At 38.1% G+C, this 19410-nt stretch carries 18 protein-coding genes and 1 riboswitch; of the genes, 13 read left to right on the top strand and 5 right to left on the bottom strand.

What is annotated here, in order from left to right:
* The first annotated feature begins 4 nt into the window (after window positions 1-4).
* From ligA to pruA, 3 genes are all read left to right on the top strand, one after another.
* Window positions 5-2005: an NAD-dependent DNA ligase LigA gene (gene ligA / locus G532_RS0105755; protein ID WP_027963941.1), complete on the top strand. Its 2001-nt coding sequence runs from the start codon at window positions 5-7 to the stop codon at window positions 2003-2005.
* A 13-nt stretch (window positions 2006-2018) separates the two neighbouring features.
* Complete coding sequence (locus G532_RS0105750) at window positions 2019-3242, top strand: CamS family sex pheromone protein (protein WP_027963940.1); 1224 nt, start codon at window positions 2019-2021, stop codon at window positions 3240-3242.
* A 348-nt stretch (window positions 3243-3590) separates the two neighbouring features.
* Window positions 3591-5138 carry an L-glutamate gamma-semialdehyde dehydrogenase gene (gene pruA / locus G532_RS0105745; protein WP_027963939.1) on the top strand — a complete coding sequence of 516 codons (1548 nt, stop codon included), beginning with the start codon at window positions 3591-3593 and terminating at the stop codon, window positions 5136-5138.
* A 221-nt stretch (window positions 5139-5359) separates the two neighbouring features.
* On the opposite strand, the gene G532_RS0105740 is transcribed toward pruA, so the two are convergent.
* Window positions 5360-6436, bottom strand: coding sequence for an iron-containing alcohol dehydrogenase family protein (locus tag G532_RS0105740; RefSeq protein ID WP_027963938.1), 1077 nt, complete (start codon window positions 6434-6436; stop codon window positions 5360-5362).
* A 151-nt stretch (window positions 6437-6587) separates the two neighbouring features.
* Here G532_RS0105740 and G532_RS0105735 point away from each other — a divergent pair, with 151 nt between their 5' ends.
* The 4 genes from G532_RS0105735 to G532_RS0105715 all read left to right on the top strand — a co-directional run bounded on the left by G532_RS0105735 (window position 6588) and on the right by G532_RS0105715 (window position 10587).
* Window positions 6588-7757: a pyridoxal phosphate-dependent aminotransferase gene (locus tag G532_RS0105735; protein WP_027963937.1), complete on the top strand. Its 1170-nt coding sequence runs from the start codon at window positions 6588-6590 to the stop codon at window positions 7755-7757.
* Between the two features lie 82 nt (window positions 7758-7839).
* Window positions 7840-7944, top strand: a riboswitch (SAM riboswitch).
* A gap of 122 nt (window positions 7945-8066) precedes the next feature.
* The gene (locus tag G532_RS0105725; protein WP_027963935.1) at window positions 8067-9086 is read left to right on the top strand and encodes a methionine ABC transporter ATP-binding protein; all 1020 of its coding nucleotides are present in this window, start codon (window positions 8067-8069) and stop codon (window positions 9084-9086) included.
* The gene (locus tag G532_RS0105720) at window positions 9070-9729 is read left to right on the top strand and encodes a methionine ABC transporter permease (protein WP_027963934.1); all 660 of its coding nucleotides are present in this window, start codon (window positions 9070-9072) and stop codon (window positions 9727-9729) included. Before G532_RS0105725 ends, G532_RS0105720 begins: the two co-directional genes overlap by 17 nt.
* 21 nt (window positions 9730-9750) lie before the next feature.
* Window positions 9751-10587: a MetQ/NlpA family ABC transporter substrate-binding protein gene (locus G532_RS0105715; RefSeq protein WP_027963933.1), complete on the top strand. Its 837-nt coding sequence runs from the start codon at window positions 9751-9753 to the stop codon at window positions 10585-10587.
* Between the two features lie 47 nt (window positions 10588-10634).
* On the opposite strand, the gene G532_RS14850 is transcribed toward G532_RS0105715, so the two are convergent.
* Complete coding sequence (locus G532_RS14850; protein ID WP_051189077.1) at window positions 10635-11297, bottom strand: Dph6-related ATP pyrophosphatase; 663 nt, start codon at window positions 11295-11297, stop codon at window positions 10635-10637.
* A gap of 90 nt (window positions 11298-11387) precedes the next feature.
* Here G532_RS14850 and G532_RS0105705 point away from each other — a divergent pair, with 90 nt between their 5' ends.
* The 5 genes from G532_RS0105705 (at window position 11388) to G532_RS0105685 (ending at window position 15712) form a co-directional block, all read left to right on the top strand.
* Window positions 11388-11690, top strand: coding sequence for a hypothetical protein (locus G532_RS0105705; protein WP_027963932.1), 303 nt, complete (start codon window positions 11388-11390; stop codon window positions 11688-11690).
* Window positions 11691-11720: 30 nt separating this feature from the next.
* A complete protein-coding gene (locus tag G532_RS0105700) occupies window positions 11721-12647 on the top strand; it encodes a TraB/GumN family protein (protein ID WP_027963931.1) in 927 nt (308 codons plus the stop codon).
* A gap of 42 nt (window positions 12648-12689) precedes the next feature.
* Window positions 12690-13592 (top strand): TraB/GumN family protein, encoded by a 903-nt coding sequence (locus tag G532_RS0105695; RefSeq protein WP_169513896.1) that lies wholly within the window; start codon window positions 12690-12692, stop codon window positions 13590-13592.
* 15 nt (window positions 13593-13607) lie between these two features.
* Window positions 13608-14534, top strand: a complete 927-nt coding sequence (locus tag G532_RS0105690; protein ID WP_027963929.1) for a TraB/GumN family protein — start codon at window positions 13608-13610, stop codon at window positions 14532-14534.
* A gap of 191 nt (window positions 14535-14725) precedes the next feature.
* Window positions 14726-15712 (top strand): aldo/keto reductase, encoded by a 987-nt coding sequence (locus G532_RS0105685; RefSeq protein WP_027963928.1) that lies wholly within the window; start codon window positions 14726-14728, stop codon window positions 15710-15712.
* Window positions 15713-15757: 45 nt separating this feature from the next.
* On the opposite strand, the gene G532_RS14845 is transcribed toward G532_RS0105685, so the two are convergent.
* Window positions 15758-17071 carry an amidohydrolase family protein gene (locus tag G532_RS14845; RefSeq protein ID WP_051189076.1) on the bottom strand — a complete coding sequence of 438 codons (1314 nt, stop codon included), beginning with the start codon at window positions 17069-17071 and terminating at the stop codon, window positions 15758-15760.
* Between the two features lie 95 nt (window positions 17072-17166).
* Here G532_RS14845 and G532_RS0105675 point away from each other — a divergent pair, with 95 nt between their 5' ends.
* Window positions 17167-18039, top strand: a complete 873-nt coding sequence (locus G532_RS0105675) for a helix-turn-helix domain-containing protein (protein ID WP_027963927.1) — start codon at window positions 17167-17169, stop codon at window positions 18037-18039.
* Here G532_RS0105675 and G532_RS0105670 read toward each other — a convergent pair.
* On the bottom strand, window positions 18036-18971 hold the full coding sequence (locus G532_RS0105670) for a nuclease-related domain-containing protein (protein ID WP_027963926.1): 936 nt from the start codon (window positions 18969-18971) through the stop codon (window positions 18036-18038). The genes G532_RS0105675 and G532_RS0105670 overlap by 4 nt on opposite strands.
* A gap of 162 nt (window positions 18972-19133) precedes the next feature.
* On the bottom strand, window positions 19134-19410 hold a 277-nt coding region (locus G532_RS0105665), incomplete at its 5' end, for an ATP-binding protein (protein ID WP_027963925.1).

The following is a 19410-nucleotide window of genomic DNA, read 5'->3' as shown; positions in this document are numbered from 1 at the left end:
GTCGATGAACCAGGAACAAGCGAAACAACAACTCGAAGCTTTACGTGAAGAAATCAACCAATATAATGAGGAATACCATGTACTGGATCAACCTTCTGTTAGTGACTCCTTTTATGATCAAAAGATGAACGAGTTAATTCAGCTGGAAGAGGAGTTTCCAGAGCTTTTAACTGCAGACTCTCCTTCCCAACGAGTTGGTGGAAAACCGCTTGATAAATTCGTGAAAGTAAATCATCGTGTACCAATGCTGAGTCTTGGAAATGCTTTTGATTCACAGGATTTACGCGATTTCGATCGACGGATTCGAGAGCGCGTAGGTGATGATTTTCGTTATGTATGTGAGTTGAAGATTGATGGATTAGCTGTTTCTTTGAGATATGAAAATGGAGAATTTGTCCAAGGTGCAACGCGAGGGGACGGTAAAACAGGTGAAGATATAACTCAAAACTTAAAGACAGTCAGAAATATCCCGCTTCGAATAGCTGAAAATAATGCGATTGAGGTGCGCGGAGAAGTTTTCATGCCTCAGAAATCTTTTTTAGCTCTAAATGAAGCGCGTGAAAAGAATGGAGAAGAGAAGTTTGCGAATCCTCGTAATGCTGCTGCTGGCTCGGTTCGACAGTTAGATCCGAAAATCGCAGCAAAGCGTAACCTTGATATATTCTTGTATAGTGTAGGGGAGTGGGAAGCTGCGACGACTTCTTCTCACAGTGAACGATTGTCCTATTTAGAAAAATTAGGCTTTAAAACAAACAAAGAAGCTCGAACTTTTGATACAATGGAAGAAGTTATTGCATATACAGAAGATTGGACGCTAAAACGTGCGAATCTTGATTATGAAATAGATGGAATTGTGATAAAAGTGGATTCCATTGAACTTCAAGAAGAGCTTGGATTCACAGCAAAAAGTCCAAGATGGGCCATTGCTTATAAATTTCCAGCAGAAGAAGCAATTACGAAAGTGAAGGAAATCGAGCTTAGTATTGGTAGAACTGGTGCAGTTACACCAACGGCCATTTTAGAACCAGTACAGGTTGCGGGTACAACGGTTCAACGAGCATCCTTGCATAATGAAGATTTAATTGTCGAAAAAGATATCCGCATTAATGATACAGTTGTAATTAAAAAAGCAGGAGATATTATTCCGGAAGTTGTTCGGGTTATTACGGAAGAACGAACTGGGGACGAGCAAGTTTTCAGAATGCCTGAAAACTGCCCTGAATGTAATAGTGAACTTGCAAAAATAGACGGAGAAGTTGCTTGGCGTTGTATTAATCCGAATTGCCCGGCGCAACTGAAAGAGGGATTAATTCATTTCGTTTCTAGAAATGCGATGAACATTGATGGGTTAGGTGAAAAAGTCATTGAACAATTGTTTGATCATGAGTTGATTCATACAATTGCTGATTTATATAAGCTGGATAAGGACCGTCTGTTAACGATGGAACGTATGGGCGAGAAGTCGGCTTCGAATTTATTACAAGCAATAGATACATCTAAGGAGAACTCTTTAGAAAGACTGCTCTTCGGACTCGGAATACGTTTTGTCGGCAATAAAGCGGCAGATACTTTAGCACAAGCGTTTAAGCATATGGATGATTTAAAAAATGCATCCGAAGAAGAAATAAAATCTATTGATGAGATCGGCGAGAAAATGGCTTCTTCGATTGCTTCTTATTTCGCTAAACCACAAGTAGAAGAATTAATTGCTGAATTAAAAGAGTTAGGACTGAATATGGCGTATCTAGGGGAAGTATTTGAGGCAGATACGGACTCGCAATTTTACGATAAGACCATTGTATTAACCGGTAGATTAGATGAAATGTCCCGTAATGATGCCAAGAAACAAATCGAGGCATTAGGCGGAAAAGTTACTGGCAGTGTTAGTAAGAATACTGATTTACTAATTGCAGGTGCAGATGCTGGGTCTAAATTAGAAAAAGCCGAGTCGCTAAATATAGAAGTTTGGAATGAGCAACAAATGATTGAAGCTTTAAAGGCTTAGGGAGTGGGAAATGATGAGGAAGTTAAGTTATCTCCTCTTGGGTTTGATACTATTAGCTGCTGGTTGTGCCCCTACATACAACACAGAGGAAGAGGTAATCCAAGAGTCCGATGAAACACAGGAAGATCAACGTATGATTGTTCCTGCAAATAGTTTAGAAGATGATTATTATCGAACCATCTTACCTTTTCAACCAGGTGCTGCTCGAGGGCTAGTATCAAATCAGATTTATAATCGTTATGATATTAATGAATTAGAGCAAGGATTAACCCGTCATGCAACGGAAGTGTTCGACCCAGAAGATCATTTATTTCAAGAAGGTCAATATGTTTCCCGTGAATTATTATACACATGGTTAGACCGTGGTGCTTCAGAAGAAGAAATCGATGACATGCTTGAAGATAATGAAGAATTATCCCGCTCAGATGTCCAGCGCGGATTAAACCCACCACTTGGCGTAGATGTGGATGATGATGAAGTTACAACCGAAGAGCAACTGCAGGCAGAAGAAAACAACCCTCGAATCCTTTCTCATATATTAGAGCATAACTTTTTAGTGCGTGAAGAGAATGGGGAAGATAACCGAGTAGAGTTAAACGGGGTGGCAATTGCGATTGCGCTTCGTTCAGAGTATGGCTATTCCGTTGCCGATGGTCCCTCTTATACTACCACCATCGGGGATGATCGTTTAATGGAGTTTGGCCAGGAGACTGCTGATACGGTCCTTCAAAGATTGAGGAATTTGGAAGGACTACAAGATGTTCCGATTTTACTTACTCTTTATAAAGAAAATGATCGAGGAGCTATGGTTCCAGGCAATTTTCTAGCTAAAACCGTTGTAGAACCGAATGATATGCAAACAGGCGAGTGGGAATCGGTAGATGAGAAGTATGTTCTTTTCCCATCTAACGAAGCAGATGAAGATCATCATGAGCATTCGGAAATGATGGCAGAGTTCACACGAGAAGTAGAGGAATATTTCCCTAATTATACAGGTGTAATTGGTAAAGGATTTTATGTTGATGACACCTTGAATGAGTTGTCGATTAATATCCCAATTGAATTCCATAGTAAGCAAGAGGTGATAGGTTTCACACAGCACCTCTCGACAATTATAATGGATCAATTCCCAGCCCATTTTGATGTGGAAATTACGTTAGAATCCCCATCTCAACAAGAGAGTGTTCTCTTTCGTAAAGCTGGAGAAGAAGAGCCAACTTATCATATTTATCAATAAGATTAGACGTCCACTATTTGCCTAGTGGGCGTTTTTTTCGGGGATGACTCGCGTTTTAGTCGAATCGGGCGGGAGGAATTGATTTTCGGGCGGTTGGACCTCTTATTCAGGTGAGAAAAATTGAATGCCGGCATACATTTCCGATTGCAGGCGAAAGAATTCGTTTGCCGGCATAAAGCGTGTTTTGCCAGCAAACAACCTTCCTCTACAGCAAAATTCCTCTAAGCTTCTTACCCTCAAACGAGCTTTTCTGATTTTTTATTTGATAACGGTCTACTATTGGTTTAAAATATTATGTGGAAGCGCTATTACTAGCGTGAATCATGTATTTAGAGGAGGCTTTTATTCATGGTACAACCGTACAAACACGAACCATTTACAGATTTCTCTATAAAAGAGAATGCAAAAGCTTTAGAAGACGCCCTTAAGCAAGTGGAAAAGGAGTTAGGTCAAGATTATCCATTAATTATTGGCGGTGAACACATTTATACAGATGAGCGCATCGTTTCATACAATCCTGCAAAGAAAGACGAAGTTGTAGGTAGCGTATCAAAAGCTGATCAAGAATTAGCTGAGAAAGCATTGAACGTAGCGAACGAAACATTTGAGTGGTGGAGAAAGTCTCGCCCAGAAATACGTGCAGACATCCTATTCCGTGCTGCGGCAATCGTTCGTAGACGTAAGCATGAGTTTAACGCTTGGATCATTAAAGAAGGCGGTAAGCCATGGAAAGAAGCAGATGCAGATATTGCAGAAGGAATTGACTTCTTAGAATATTATGCGCGTCAAATGCTAGAAATTAATGAAGGTCACGAAATAAATAGTCGTGTTGTGGAAAACAACCGATTCGAATATATTCCATTAGGAGCTGGACTAGTTGTATCTCCTTGGAACTTCCTATTCGCAATTATGTGTGGTACTGCAGTATCTCCAATGGTTGCAGGAAATACAGTACTATTAAAACCAGCTAGTGCGACACCAGTTATTGCTTATAAGCTGATGGAAGTACTTGAAGAAGCAGGTATGCCTCCAGGTGTAATCAACTACATTCCTGGTAGCGGTAAAGAAGTAGGAGATTACATTGTAGAGCATCCGAAAACGCGTTTCATTAGCTTCACAGGTTCTCGTGATGTTGGTACAGGAATCTTCGAAAAAGCTGGTAAAGTACAAGAAGGTCAAAAATGGCTGAAGCGTACTGTAATTGAGATGGGCGGAAAAGATACAATCGTTGTCGATAACGAAGCTGATCTCGAACTTGCTGCTCAATCTATTGTACAATCATCATTTGGCTTCCAAGGACAGAAATGTTCTGCTTGTTCACGCGCAGTGATTCATGAAGATGTGTACGATCAAGTATTAGAGCGTGCTATTGAGTTAACGAAGGATCTTGATGTAGGTAATACTTCAGATAAGAATTACTTCATGGGACCAGTTGCAGACCAAGGTGCGTTTGATAAGATCACAGATTATATCGAAATTGGTAAAAAAGAAGGTAAGCTAGTCCAAGGTGGAAACAGTGACGATTCGAAAGGTTACTTCATTGATCCAACAATCTTCGCAGATGTGGATCCAGAAGCACGAATCATGCAAGAAGAAATCTTCGGACCAGTTGTTGCATTCACAAAAGCGAAGAACTTCGACGAAGCAATTGATATTGCGAACAACACAGATTACGGTCTAACAGGTGCAGTTATTTCAAATAACCGCAACCACTTAGAAATCGCTCGTGAAGACTTCCACGTAGGTAACTTATACTTTAACCGTGGTTGTACAGCAGCAATCGTTGGATATCACCCATTTGGCGGTTTCAACATGTCAGGAACAGACTCCAAAGCAGGTGGACCTGGCTACCTTTACAACTTCCTACAAGGAAAAACAATTTCAGAAATGCTTTAATAGACAGGAAAACTCCAGCCGCGGCTGGAGTTTTTTCATTTTAAAAGGTAGCAAGTACAAGTAACTATTGCATGCGAAAAGAGATTTGTGGATAAATTTTACTTTTTATGGATATATACGCGACATTTCTGGATATCCACTTCATAATTCTGGATATAAAAAATTTCTCGTGGATAAACGAGGAGAATTCTGGATATGACGCAGCTTTTCTGGATAACGAACTACTTTTCTTGATTTATACTTTCAACCGTTTTTATTGCGTTTACAACATCGGAAGCGTCACTTATTCCCATGAGGTGAATGGATTCACCAGGTTTGACCGTTGCCTTTGCAACAGTATATAACATCTCCTCATCAAACTCAGTAATATTCAAGTCTTTTAATTTTGTAGGAAGCCCAATGTTTGAATAAAATTGCCTCATGTTACGAATTTCATCTAAGTTATTTTCTAAAGCTAGTTGAACTAAAATTCCATAAGCAACTTTATTTCCGTGTAAGTCATTACTTGTTTCTTTCAAATGGGTAAGTCCATTGTGGACCGCGTGAGCAGCAGCGATTCTACCATACTTTTCCCCAAATCCTCCTACCATCCCTCCAGCTAATATGATCGTTTCAATTACACGGACATAAGCATTTGTTACATTTCCTTTTTCGTGATCAACGAGGGCTTTTTCTCCGTTTTTAATCAATTCATCTCTACAAATTTTCGCAGCATGTAGGGCTATGTCTAATGATAGGGGTTGCTCGTTTAAATGGTTGGAAAGTACGTCAGCTTCATACCATTTCGCAATCGTATCCCCAATGCCAGCGGATAGGTAGTCTTTTGGTGAGGTAAGGATGAGTGCAGGATCAATTAAGACTTGGTGGACAGCAGTGGAGAATATTTCATATCCATCAAAGTCGCCATTTTCTGTATAAAAAACGCTTAGAGGTGTCCAAGGCGCACAATTGGAAGCGAGCGTTGGGATCAAGAAGACTGGAAGCCCCGTTTGGTTACCTACAGCTTTTGCTAAATCGCAGATCGTTCCTCCACCAACCCCAATAATATAATCTGCTGAAGCGTTTTTTGCCACTTGGCTCAAGCGCTCTACTTCTGATTTAGTACACCGGTTTTGATAGCTTTCTTTTGTGCATGAGACCTCAGGAATAAATGGTTTTGCGGCTTCCCATGATTTATCCCCATGAATCAGAAAACCATGAAGTAATTGTTGTTGGGAAGTTAATTCTTTTAATTGTTGTATCACCCCATAACCGAGCTGATAAGCATTTGGTGCGCCTTTGACTGGATATGTAATCATAAAGGGAAACTCCTTTTTACCTGTGGATTTGTTTGATTATAGATTATGTCACCCAACAATTAGGATGTCAATTTAAAAATTCACTTTACAAGTTGTGAAAAAGTAGATAAGCTTTGAGAAAACTAAACCGCAAAATTAGGGAGGTTTGAGCATGGAATTCCGCCCCTCACAAATGTTAGAGAGACTACCGGAACAGTTCTTTGCAGAATTAGTAAGAAAAACGATGCAATTAAAAAATGAAGGACATGATGTAATTAATCTTGGCCAAGGTAACCCCGATCAACCAACGCCAAATCACATCATAGATTCTTTACAAAAGTCCGCAGAAAATCCTTTAAACCACAAATACTCTCCTTTTAGAGGACAACAAGAACTAAAGGAAGCTGTAGCAACTTTTTATAAACGTAATTACGATGTGGATTTAGATCCTACTCACGAAGTGGCAGTCCTTTTCGGATCGAAGACAGGATTAGTTGAGATCAGTCAATGTCTTTTAAATCCAGGAGATCTAGCACTGCTGCCGGACCCTGGATATCCTGATTATTTATCCGGAATAGCTTTAGCCGGTGCTCGTCCTTCCTTCATGCCGCTTTTAGAAAAGAATAATTTCTTACCAGATTACGAGGTAATAGGAAAAGCATCACTAAGCCAAGCAAAACTAATGTACTTAAATTACCCAAACAATCCCACTTCTGCCGTTGCGAGTGAAAGCTTTTTCGATGAGACGGTTTCTGTTGCCAAAGAACATAATCTTGCTGTTGTACATGATTTTGCTTATGGAGCAGTTGGGTTCGATAGCAGTCAACCGACTAGTTTTTTACAAGCAGAGGGAGCTAAGGAAGTAGGGGTGGAAACCTATACCTTATCAAAAACGTATAATATGGCTGGATGGAGGGTTGGCTTCGCAGTTGGAAATCCCTCCATTATCGAACATATTAATTTACTTCAAGATCATTTGTATGTCAGTTTATTTGGAGCTATTCAAGAAGCTGCAAAGGAAGCGCTTCTTGGTGATCAAAGCCCAGTAACTGATTTACTTAACTTGTATGAAGAACGACGAAATACTTTTGTTCACGCAGCTAACAAGATTGGTTGGAAAGTGGATGCGCCAAAAGGAACATTTTTCTGTTGGCTGTCCATTCCTCCTAGTTATACATCAGAGGAATTTGCGGACCTACTTTTAAAAGAAGCGCATGTAGTTGTAGCGCCTGGTAATGGGTTTGGCCAATATGGAGAAGGTTATGTACGAATTGGATTATTAGAAACCCCGGAAAGACTAGAAGAAGCTATCAAACGAATCGAAAAATTAAATCTTTTTTGATAATCTTATTGACTTTTCTTTGACGCACTATTATGATAAAACCTATCAACTTAAAGCTTCATCCAATTAAATACACAATCGATTCTTATCGTGAGTGGCTGAGGGACAGGCCCTTTGATGCCACAGCAACCTTCCTATGTGGAGTGGTGCTACTTCCTGCAGAATGTTTCGTTCTGGAAGATAAGAGTAAAGTAGATATCGTTCTATTTAAGCTCTCTTTCACTTCGAAAGGGAGCTTTTTTGATTCAATCGCTTCTCTCGATTTTCAGGAACAGTCTATACAATACAGAAAAAGAAAGGGGTGGGAATATGATTAAAGTAGAGCAGTTGAATAAGGTATTTCATTTGAAAACAGGCGATGTCATTGGTGTGGAAGATGTTTCGTTTGAAGTCGATGCAGGCGAGATCTTCGGAATTGTTGGTTATAGCGGTGCAGGTAAAAGTACATTGCTAAGATGTTTAAATTTACTAGAGCGGCCGTCATCCGGTTCAATTTACATAAATGACACCGACTTGCTAGAACTGCCTCAAAAGGAATTAAGAGAAGCAAGGCAGTCGATTGGGATGATTTTTCAAGGCTTTTATTTGGTATCTTCTAAGACCGTATATGAGAATGTAAGTTTTGCGTTAAAAGCTGCAGGGGTGCCAAAGCAAGAGTGGAAGGAAAGAGTTACGGAATTGCTAAGACTTGTCGGCCTTGAAGATAAGGTTGATCAGTTCCCAGCTCAATTAAGTGGGGGACAAAAGCAGCGGGTAAGTATTGCAAGGGCACTCGCAAATAACCCAAGCGTACTATTATGTGACGAAGCTACATCTGCACTTGATCCGAATACGACTCAATCCATTTTGAACTTACTTCAAAAAATCAATCGAGAACTTGGAATCACGATCGTACTAATCACGCACGAAATGGAAGTAGTTAAGAAAATTTGTGATCGATGTGCCGTGATGGAAGATGGAAGGATTGTGGAGCAAGCATCCACTTATAAGATCTTTTCCCAACCTAAAAATGAATTGACTCAAAAGTTTATTGCAACAGTTTTAGATATTAATCTACCAGACAAACTTAGGAAAGAATGCACAGGAACTGTTGTTCAACTTAAATTCATAGATGGCTTAGCGAGTGATTCCGTGGTATCTGATATGCTTCAGAACAATCAAGTGACTGGTAATATCCTACATGGAAAAGTCGACTATATTAAAGATGTTCCACTTGGCGTATTCATCATGGAGTTAAAAGGGACGCAGAAAGAGGTCGACCAAGCAATTGACTACTTATATAAACGTTTAAAGCATGTGGAGGTGATTCAACATGGAACGCATCGTTGAAATATTACCTGAGCTGAATCACGCCTTTCTTGAAACGCTGATTATGGTAGGAATCTCACTGACCATTGCATTAATATTAGGACTACCTATAGGAATTCTTTTATATGTCACCAGCCAAAATAATTTTCTACAGAATAAAACGTTAAAAACAGTATTTGGAGTAATTGTGAATTTAGTTCGCTCGGTACCATTTATTATATTGATGGTGTTCTTGTTTCCAGTAACTCAAATCTTACTTGGCTCTACAATAGGCCCTTATGCAGCATCTGTTTCTTTATCTGTTGCTGCGATTCCTTTTTATGCAAGGATTGTAGAAGCGGCTGCGAGGGATATTGATAAAGGAGTAATTGAAGCTGCGATCGCAACAGGTGCTTCTCCGTGGTTGATTATTAAAGACATTATTTTACCAGAAACGAAACCAGGTTTAATCAGTGGATTGACAATTACGGCAATTAGTTTAATCGGGTACTCGGCAATGGCTGGGACAATAGGTGGCGGTGGTATAGGGGACTTAGCTGTTCGTTATGGTTATTACAGGTACGATGATACCGTCATGTTCACTACCGTTATCGTTTTAGTTGTACTTGTTCAGTTCATTCAATATTTAGGAGATTATATTTCAAAAGCAGTAGATAAACGCTAAAAAATTAAAGGGGAGTTTAATATGAAAAAATTTACATTATTATTCATCGTACTTATTACTACACTTATTATTTCAGCATGTGGAGATGATTCTTCCAGTGATGATGGAGGTGGTACGGAATCAGACAGCACAATTGAATTTGGTGCAACAGTGGGGCCGTATTCAGACATGGTAAATAACGCCATCGCACCTTTACTGGAAGAGAAAGGGTATGAAGTGAATAACCAAGAATTTACTGATTATGTACAACCGAATAATGTGTTAGCAAATGGAGAGATTGATGCGAATTTATTCCAACATAAAATCTACTTGGACTCTTTCGCAGAAGAAAATAATTTAGATTTATCAGAAGTAATTATTGTTCCTACAGCTCCGATGGGACTTTATTCAGAAACGTATGATTCGGTTGATGATATTGAAGAAGGAAGCACTCTCGCAATTGCGAATGATCCTACTAACTTAGCTCGAACATTGATCATGCTGCAAGATGAAGGACTAATTACGATCAGTGACGAAATTGACGCTTTACGTGCAGATACAACTGATATCGAAGAAAATCCTTTAAATTTAGAAATTACAGAAGTAGAAGCGGCTCAACTTCCAAGACTAGTAGAGAGTGAAGATCTCTCCGCAGTTCCAGGAAATTATGCACTAGATGCCGATCTTGATTTACTAGATGCGATTGCTTTAGAGGAAATGCCTGATGATTACCGTAATCGGGTAGTCGTGAACACGGAAGATTTAGAAGAGGAATATGTAGAGGATATAGTTGAAGTTATTGAAAGTGAAGAATTTGAAGAGATCATAGATGAAGAGTTCGAAGGGTTTGGTAAACCTGATTGGATGGAAAATAGGTAAGGAAGTAATAGCTGGAGCCTGAATAATAGGTTTCCAGCTATTTTTATTTAGAGGTTCAAATCGACATGCTTGTAAAAGCCATCACTTGTGATGTCGTGAATCACTTCTATTGATAAAGATTGGTTAAATAATGGCCCGTCGACGACAAATGTGTGGAATTCCCCATTTTCACCGCAGGGATCTACGTCCTTTGGTAGTTCTTCTACTGTACTTTTAGATAATCTTTTACCGAGAAATTTCTCAGGAACTTTACTCGGGTCAATAGAAGTGATGAGTGTCTCGTACCCTAAATCTAAAAATTCCTGCATTAGTTTATTCGTAGGTTCTTCCCATAAAGGAAAAATCGGCTTCAAGTTGTAGTCGGAGAGCTGTTGTTCACGAAAAGCCCGAATATCTTCTAAATGGATGTCCCCATATACTAAATGAGTAACACCTTCTTCTTCAGCATTTTGGAATACCTCAGCTAAAGCAGATTGATAGATTTCATTAGAAGGTGCAGCTGGTAAATAGATCTTTTCAAGTGGTAATTGTAATGCTTCTGCTTGTAGATCAATTAATTGCTCCCGGATCGCATGGACACTTGATCGTTTTTCATCTTTGTTTATGGTGGTAACTAAACGGACCACTTCAAAATCTTCGCGATGAGTAATTCTATGTAGCGCCAACATAGAATCTTTCCCTCCACTATGAAATACGATTGCTTTATTCAAAATAAGCCCTCCCTAGAAATTATTAGAAAATATTGAAAAGGTGTTACATTTCTATTACACTGAATATAATTATTTTTATGGGGGAGTTTTATGAGGATCTTTTTATTAAAATTGGGGATTTCACTAGTAATACTCGGCGGGATTTGTATGGCTGTTCTCCATTTTACTAGTTTTAGTCCTGTAAATGCTATATTTATGGTTGGAATAATATCTTGTTTCTTTACATATGGCGGAAAAGTATCTACTGCTGGAGAAGTAAGTACGCTCGCAGGGATTTTTGGAGGATATAAACCTAGAAATAGTTCCCAAGAAGAATTCGTTTCTCCAGTCAGCCCTTATTTTGCATCAAGTTTGTTAACGATTATTGCGAGTTTGGTCTTACTTTTAGTTTAGTTTTACATAACGAATCCAAGAGGTGTGCAGATGAAAAAAATATTTTTAATTCCATTGTTATCATTGATCGTTTTAGGTGCTTGTCAAAGTGAGCCGGAAAGCCTTGAAGAAGTAGAAGTTCCTGAAAAAAGTGAAGGCTTCTTTTGGGAAGGGGAACATAATGATAAGGAAGTGTACATATTAGGTACGATTCATATGGGGGCGGAAGAGATGTATCCGTTGAGAGATGTAGTGGAAGAGGTGATCGCAAGTACGGATTACCTGATGACAGAAACATATATAGATGATCCGGACTTACAGGAAGAGATAAATGAACTAAGGAAAGAAAACTTTTACTTGGAGGGAGATGAAAGGTTATCAGATCAATTGAATGAGGAAGAATTAGAAAGATTACGTCATATGGTTGAAAATAATAATTTGACGTTTGATATGGCGAATTCAATGCAACCGTGGGCAGTGAGAGATGAATACAATCTTTTTCTTTATAAAGAATCCGATTACTCATTCAATCGAGGTGTGGAAGAGTATTTATATGAAAATATACCAGAAGGAACGGAAATTGGTAGCTTAGAAGATCCTATTGAGCAAATCGACATTCTTAGAAGCCCAGATATCGAAGGGATGGTTTATCACTTGAAAAAACTTCTTTCGACGCCAATTGAGGAAATTTTAGAAGAAACGAACCAATCTGTAAAAGCTTGGCGTGCAGGGGAAGAAAGATTTATAGATCTATCACGAGAAATTGATATGGATTCAGAGAATGCAAAAGCTGCAGAAGACTACGTAAATCGGATGCTATTTATCCGCGACGAAAACATAGCGGACTCCATTGAAGATGCTATTGAGAACCATGAAGCGGAGACAATTTTATTTGCTGCAGGTTATGCTCATTTTTTCGGTAAGGATAATGTGATCGACCTATTAGCTGAACGTGGCTATGATTTCGAACGAAAATAAGGGAGATAAACTTTAATGAAGAAATTTTTGTGGGGTTTGATTATGATAGTGATACTTCTAGGTGCTTGTCAAAATGAGCAAGAAAGCATTGAAGATATAGAAGTTCCTGAAAAGAGTGAAGGCTTCTTTTGGGAAGGGGAGCATAATGACAAGGAAGTGTACATATTAGGTACAATTCATGCGGGTAAACGAGAGATGTATCCGTTGCGAGATGAGATTGAAGAGGTTATTGCAAACACAGATTACCTTTTGAAAGAAATTCATATTACTGACTCTGATGTTCGAGAAGAATTAAGTCAATTTGAGCGTGAAAATATGTACTTAGAAGACAATGAGAAATTAGAAGATCATTTGAACGAGGAGGAGTTAGAGCGAGTTCGTGAAATAGTTGAAGCCAATAATAATTTAAAATTTGAAACTGCAAACACTTTTCAACCACATATGATTTATGGGTTATTCGAGCAATTTATTGCTAATGAAACTGATTACTCATTTAATCAAGGGGTGGAAGAGTATTTATATGAAAATATACCAGAAGAAACGGAAATTGGAAGTTTAGAAGATCCTATTGAAAGAAAGGAGATTCTCTATAATCCCGATATCGAGGGACAGTTTTACGACCTTAAACAAGCTCTCTCGGTCCCTTTTGAAGAAACGATTAACGAACTTAATCACGCCATAGATGGTTGGCGTGCGGGTGAAGAGGAAGCTCGTGATTTCTCAAGGGAAGTGGATGAAGATGCAGAGAATGCGGAATTTGAAGAGGATTATTTTAATCGTTGGTTAATTTTGCGTGACGAAAATATAGCCGATTCCATTGAAGATGCGATCGAAAACCATGATGCAGATACAATTTTAATTGCAGCTGGAACTGCCCATTTTTTTGGTAGAGAAAACGTGATTGACCTATTAGCTGAACGTGGCTATGATTTCGAACGAAAATAAGGGAGGTAAGCGTTAATGAAGAAGTTGTTATGGAGTTCTATTATGATGGTAATGATTTTAAGTGCGTGTCAAAGTGAACCCGAAAGTATTGAAGATCTTGAAGTGCCGGAAGAAAGTGAAGGCTTTTTCTGGGAAGGGGAGCACAATGATAAGGAAGTGTACATACTAGGTACGATCCATGCTGGGGAAGAGGATATGTACCCGCTTCGAGATGAAATTGAAGACGCCATTTCTGATGCGGAATATTTAATGACAGAAATTGATATGTCTGATCAGAGTGCGCTGATGGAAATGGCAGAAAAACAACGTGAATATATGTATTTAGAAGGGGGAGAGAGGTTAGATGATTACTTAAATGAAGAGCAAATAGATCAAGTACGAGAAGTTGCTCAGAGTAATATGCTCACTTTTGATATGGTGAACTCGTTCCAGCCTTGGATGGTTGAGGAACTTTTTGCTCAACATATCTTAACTGAATCTGAATACAGTTATGACCATGGTGTAGAAGAATATTTATATGATAATGTTTCTGACGATACAGAAATTGGTGAATTAGAAAGCTATGATGATTTAATAGATCAACTATACACACGAGATATGGATTCTCAATTATATACGTTAGAACAAAATCTTTCGCGTTCCGTGGATGAACAAATAGAAGACTTAAGTGATATGTTAAAAGCATGGCGAGCAGGGGAAGAGGATTTTATAGGTGTATCTCGAGAAGTTGAGGAAGATGCAGAAAACCCTGAAATCGAGGAAGATTATGTGAATCGGTTGTTGTTTGAACGCGATCAAGGCATGGCAGATTCTATTGAAGACACAATTGAAAATCATGATGCAAGTAAAATTTTAATTGCTGCTGGAACGGCTCACTTTTTTGGAGAAGATAACGTATTGGAATTATTAGAAGAACGCGGATATGATTTTGAACGAAAATAAACGTGGGCATTTGCCTGCGTTTTATTTTTTGCATAAAGTAATTCTATTGAAAATCCCTTCTGAAAGCGTATACAGATGTTTACTTCTAAAAAATAACGGCAATTACATAAGAAGGCCCATTAGTTGGGTAGATATAAATGTCTATAGGAAGCATAACTTTTAATATGCATTCCTGAGGAGGATGAAAAGAAATGATTAACTTAAAACAAGATGGAAAACTTGGCTTCGGAACAGCTCCGTTAGGCAATATGTTTAGAGATATTCCAGAAGATGAAGCAAAGGCCACGGTACAAGCTGCGTGGGATCATGGTATTCGCTATTTTGACACTGCACCGTTTTATGGAGCAGGTCTAGCAGAAAGCCGTTTAGGTGAAGTATTATCAAAATATAACCGCGATGATTATGTGTTAAGTACGAAAGTTGGTCGTGTAATAGAAGACGAAACAGAAGAAAAAGAAGGGCTATTTGAATTCGGCCGCAAAAATAAAGTAACAGATGATTATACAGCAGAAGGAACACGCCGTTCGATTGAACAGAGTCTTGAGCGTCTGCAAACGGACCGATTAGATTATGTGTTTGTACACGATATTTCTCCAGACTTTCAAGGAGATGAGTGGCTTGCGAAATATGAAGAAGCAAGAACTGGTGCTTTTCAAGTATTGAAGCAAATGAAAGAAGACGGTTTGATTAAAGATTGGGGTCTTGGAGTTAATACAACAGAACCAATTGAAATCACATTAGACCTAGAAAACGCAAACCCAGGCATTAGCTTACAAGCTACTCGCTATACCCTTCTTGACCATGAGCATGCACTTCAACGCTTGATGCCAAAAGCGGAAGAACAAGGAGTTGGAATTGTGGTCGGAGCTCCATTCGGCTCTGGTGTCATTGCAGGAGGAGATCATTATAAATACCAGGAAGCACCATCAGACGTGACTTCTCATGTGGAACACTTGAATCAAATCGCTGAGAAGCACCAAGTAGATGTGATCGCTGCTGCCTTACAATTCTCAGCAGCACACCCAGCAGTTGCAGCAGTCATACCTGGTACAACTCGACCTGAACGAATCAAAGAAAATTTAGATGCATTAAACTCAGATATACCAGTAGCATTTTGGAAAGAGTTGCGTGATCAGAAATTAGTTTCTGAGAATGCACCATTGCCTGGGAGAGTTTAATAGAATTTAGTAGACACCACACCTGGGATGGGGCGTGGTGTTTTTTTATAAAATTTTAATTAACTCTTCGTACCATGATTCATTAACTTGGGAGTGAAATACGTCTAGAAATTCTTTCATAGATTGAACTGTTTCTGATTCAGAAGGTTTATTTTTTAATATTTCTTCCTGAGAGTATAGTCTACCTCCTTTCATCACTTGATTTATAGACTGTGTTTGTTGGATACATTTTAATGGATTCCCTTTGAGAAAAATCAAATCTGCTTTATAACTGGGTTCAATTAATCCTGAGTCATGTATTCCCATAGAGGTTGCAGCATCAACCGTGGCACTTTTAATAGCTTCTATTTTTGACCATCCATTTTGAACAAACAACTCTAGTTCACGATGTAAAGCATAGCCTGGCCATGTGTAAATACCAGCAGGTGAATCAGTACCAGCAACTACTGTTCCTCCTAATTGTTTATAGATTCTAGAAAATGCTTGATTAATCGATGTAAGTTTTGCACTCAGGTTGAGACTTTCTTTATGTTGACTAATCATCTTCCATTGATTGATCAAGGATTCATTTATGTTCTCCTTAAGCGGATTCCACACACTAGGATATTTATTCATTTGATCAAATAAGGTCATTGTAGGACAGAGGATGACTTTGTGATCTATCAATTCTTGGGCGATAGGATATAATTTTTCTTCCACAAATAGACCATCCCATGAGGTAAGCGAGTTGTAACCAAGCGCTTGTATAACACCAGCAGCATGTTCATTCCACTTCACGCCTAAACGAGCAGCTTCTACACAATTTATTTCCTTTGATTGAACTAAGTCACAACTGACAGGTAAATTGTATTTTGAAGTTTCTTCTACCACAGCTCTCATTAAATCCTTCTCTAATAATCCATAAACTTTGATTAAGTTGGCCCCAGTTTCAGCTTGTCTTCGAACTTCTAAGATTGCCTCTGTTTCATCAGATGTTACGTAATTCCACGGGCTAGTATCACCCCATAAACCGGGAGGACCATCGATGATTCGATCAGCAGAAAAAACTCTTGGAATAGGTGCAGTTGGCTCTGCTTCTATTAGTGACTTCAATTCCAACACGTTCCCACCTGTGTTTCTAACGGTGGTTACTCCAGCTGCTAAAAAATCATGCGCAAATCCTGACTTAATATGTACATGCATATCTATTAATCCAGGAATCACATACTGATTCGAACAATCGATAGTTGGTAGTGATTGATTTATTTTTTCTTCTACCTTTTTAATTACACCATCTTTGATTTCAATATCTTTCTTTTCAAAGCGCTCGGTATCAAAATTTAAAGTCTTTACGTTTTGAACGATAAAATGATTCATCATTATTTTGCCCCCCTTTTTTTCTATGTTAAATCGTCTAAGAGTCTTATGTGATAAAATTTTCATATAGTGGAATTTTTGAAAGGAGGAGTTTAAACATGAAGAACGGCAAAAAGCTCCGTGAAGTAAGATTACATAAAGGCAAAACGTTAAAAGAAGTAGCAGGAGATGAACTATCGGTATCATTTCTATCAAAATTTGAACGAGGAGAATCGGATATCTCCTTTTCAACATTGGAAAAATTACTAGGGAATTTGATGATGACTATGGAAGAATTTGTTTATATTTCTAAACAAGGAGAAGAAGGTTGGTTTAATAAATTTTTTGATGATGTAGAGCAAGCTTATTTTTATGATGATGTAGAATGGCTGAAAAGATTATATAGGAAACAAGAGAAATTTTGGAAAGAAACAAACCTAATTTATTATCGCTGTCATATGGATGTAGTAACTATCCGTCTACGCATTTTAACTAATGAAAACATTGATCAAGATGAAGAACCGACCCACCTTTTTAACTACTTATTCGAGACGGAAGCTTGGGGTAATTATGAACTTCGTCTTTACGCTTCAACCATATTAAATATGCCAGAAGAAATGGTAGTTGTTCTTTCTAAAAACGTTTCCAAAAGAGCGAGTTACAGAAATGATTTTTATAAAAAACAATACCAATCCATCCTTACAAACACACTGTTTCGATTGCTAGGACCAGTTAATATAAAAGACTATCAAGTGGATCACGAAACATTTGAATACTTTCTAACTTCTTTAAAAGAAACTTGTAGTGAGCGTGATTTAGATATTCGGCTAATAGTTAAGCAAATGAAAGGAATGTACTTGATTCGATTAGGTGAAAAGGAAGAAGGGATTAAGTTGGTTCACCAAGTAATCGAATATTACAATCAACTCGAGGCGGGAAGGCTAGCCGATGATGCTGAACGATATTTGAAGTTGATGTTGGATGAGAGTTAAGGGAGGAGGTAGTATCTTCCTCTATTAGCCCCAATTTTAGATTGTGTATATCGATTAAGAATTTTGTATGAAGTAGTAGAGTTGATATGAAGAAATTTTTGAGCTTCTTTATTTGAAATTTTATTATTTATTAAAATCTTGTAGGATTTAAGTGAATTTTCATGAGCAGACCGACTTTGATAGTTGCATTTGGGGCATGACCACTTTCTATTTATTCTTTTCATAGGAAGAGTATCGCATTTAGTGCAGATGACGCCTGTTTGAAGGTCTTCTTTAGTTAAATTATAGTTTGATAGATTGTATTGTTTTGGCGAATGGGAGGAGAGAAGTATCTTAGATATCTCATTCGAAGGTAAAAGGTGACTTGAAACGTAATCATTTTTTAAGTTAGTGATGAAGTTAGGTAATTGAATGGAGCGAATATAATTAGGGTTTTCGATATCAAGGTCAAGAATTACTTCTTTGTGACTAAAAACGGCAATAGTATGAATCGGTTTCTGCGGGACTTTGTGTTTTAATAAAAAATTAGTTAAATGATAGGATTGAATTTTTGCTTGAGAGAGGGGATCGTCAAAAGGTTTAGTGTGTGAGTTTATAGTTTGAGTCATCTGGTCAGGGTGCTGACCAAGCTTGATTAATCCCTTAATGTTCTTTACTTCAATCAGCAGAAGAAATTTATCAAATTCAATTAAAACATCGATTTGAAAGTAATTATTCGGAGCAGGTAGTCTTAGACCATGAAAGATATTAGCGTTAGAAAGGTCGAGGATATTAAGGTAATAGGGAATGGATTTCTCACCAAGGTATCCAGCTCTAACCTTTAAAAATTCACTTTCAATAATTCCATAGTTTAAATGCTTCCTAGGTAACCTTAGTAAGATCTCTTCAAGTAGTATAAGGTTAGATGGCTTTGTTAATGGTAACTTATTCAAATGATGCTCACCTCCGTTTTTATTAATATCATATAAAAAGTTCTGAGATGCAGCAATAGAGCTCTTTTTAATGAAAAACTTGATTAAAGTGATTATTGTATTTTGCAAGAGAAAACTTGATAAAAATGCAAAAGAAATTCGAGAACATTGCCAGCCCATATTTTATGATGGGTAATTCGATAGTGCGTGTGTGACACGATAACTGTTGCCGGTGAAACTTAGAATATGCGCATGGTGAATCACACGATCCACCAATGCAGCAGTCAGTCTTGCATCAACAAAAATGCGATTCCATTGGCTAAATTCTAAATTAGAAGTGATGATAAGACTTTTCTGCTCATACCAGTCTGTGATCAACTGAAACAGAAGCTCCGCTCCATCTTTACTGAATGGAATATAACCCATTTCATCTAAGATAATGAGATCTACTTTCTTGAAC

It is taken from the genome of Halalkalibacillus halophilus DSM 18494, assembly GCF_000423105.1.
Taxonomy (GTDB): domain Bacteria; phylum Bacillota; class Bacilli; order Bacillales; family Alkalibacillaceae; genus Halalkalibacillus; species Halalkalibacillus halophilus.
The sequence above is the reverse complement of the archived record's forward strand: the minus strand, read 5'-3'. Positions and strand labels throughout refer to the sequence as shown.

What these genes read in the sequence shown, in the direction of transcription:
- ligA (WP_027963941.1), top strand. Translation starts at nt 5, where the DNA reads ATGAACCAGGAACAAGCGAAACAACAACTCGAAGCTTTACGTGAAGAA.
- G532_RS0105750 (WP_027963940.1), top strand. Translation starts at nt 2,019, where the DNA reads ATGAGGAAGTTAAGTTATCTCCTCTTGGGTTTGATACTATTAGCTGCT.
- pruA (WP_027963939.1), top strand. Translation starts at nt 3,591, where the DNA reads ATGGTACAACCGTACAAACACGAACCATTTACAGATTTCTCTATAAAA.
- G532_RS0105740 (WP_027963938.1), bottom strand. Translation starts at nt 6,436, where the DNA reads ATGATTACATATCCAGTCAAAGGCGCACCAAATGCTTATCAGCTCGGT.
- G532_RS0105735 (WP_027963937.1), top strand. Translation starts at nt 6,588, where the DNA reads ATGGAATTCCGCCCCTCACAAATGTTAGAGAGACTACCGGAACAGTTC.
- G532_RS0105725 (WP_027963935.1), top strand. Translation starts at nt 8,067, where the DNA reads ATGATTAAAGTAGAGCAGTTGAATAAGGTATTTCATTTGAAAACAGGC.
- G532_RS0105720 (WP_027963934.1), top strand. Translation starts at nt 9,070, where the DNA reads ATGGAACGCATCGTTGAAATATTACCTGAGCTGAATCACGCCTTTCTT.
- G532_RS0105715 (WP_027963933.1), top strand. Translation starts at nt 9,751, where the DNA reads ATGAAAAAATTTACATTATTATTCATCGTACTTATTACTACACTTATT.
- G532_RS0105705 (WP_027963932.1), top strand. Translation starts at nt 11,388, where the DNA reads ATGAGGATCTTTTTATTAAAATTGGGGATTTCACTAGTAATACTCGGC.
- G532_RS0105700 (WP_027963931.1), top strand. Translation starts at nt 11,721, where the DNA reads ATGAAAAAAATATTTTTAATTCCATTGTTATCATTGATCGTTTTAGGT.
- G532_RS0105695 (WP_169513896.1), top strand. Translation starts at nt 12,690, where the DNA reads ATGATAGTGATACTTCTAGGTGCTTGTCAAAATGAGCAAGAAAGCATT.
- G532_RS0105690 (WP_027963929.1), top strand. Translation starts at nt 13,608, where the DNA reads ATGAAGAAGTTGTTATGGAGTTCTATTATGATGGTAATGATTTTAAGT.
- G532_RS0105685 (WP_027963928.1), top strand. Translation starts at nt 14,726, where the DNA reads ATGATTAACTTAAAACAAGATGGAAAACTTGGCTTCGGAACAGCTCCG.
- G532_RS14845 (WP_051189076.1), bottom strand. Translation starts at nt 17,071, where the DNA reads ATGATGAATCATTTTATCGTTCAAAACGTAAAGACTTTAAATTTTGAT.
- G532_RS0105675 (WP_027963927.1), top strand. Translation starts at nt 17,167, where the DNA reads ATGAAGAACGGCAAAAAGCTCCGTGAAGTAAGATTACATAAAGGCAAA.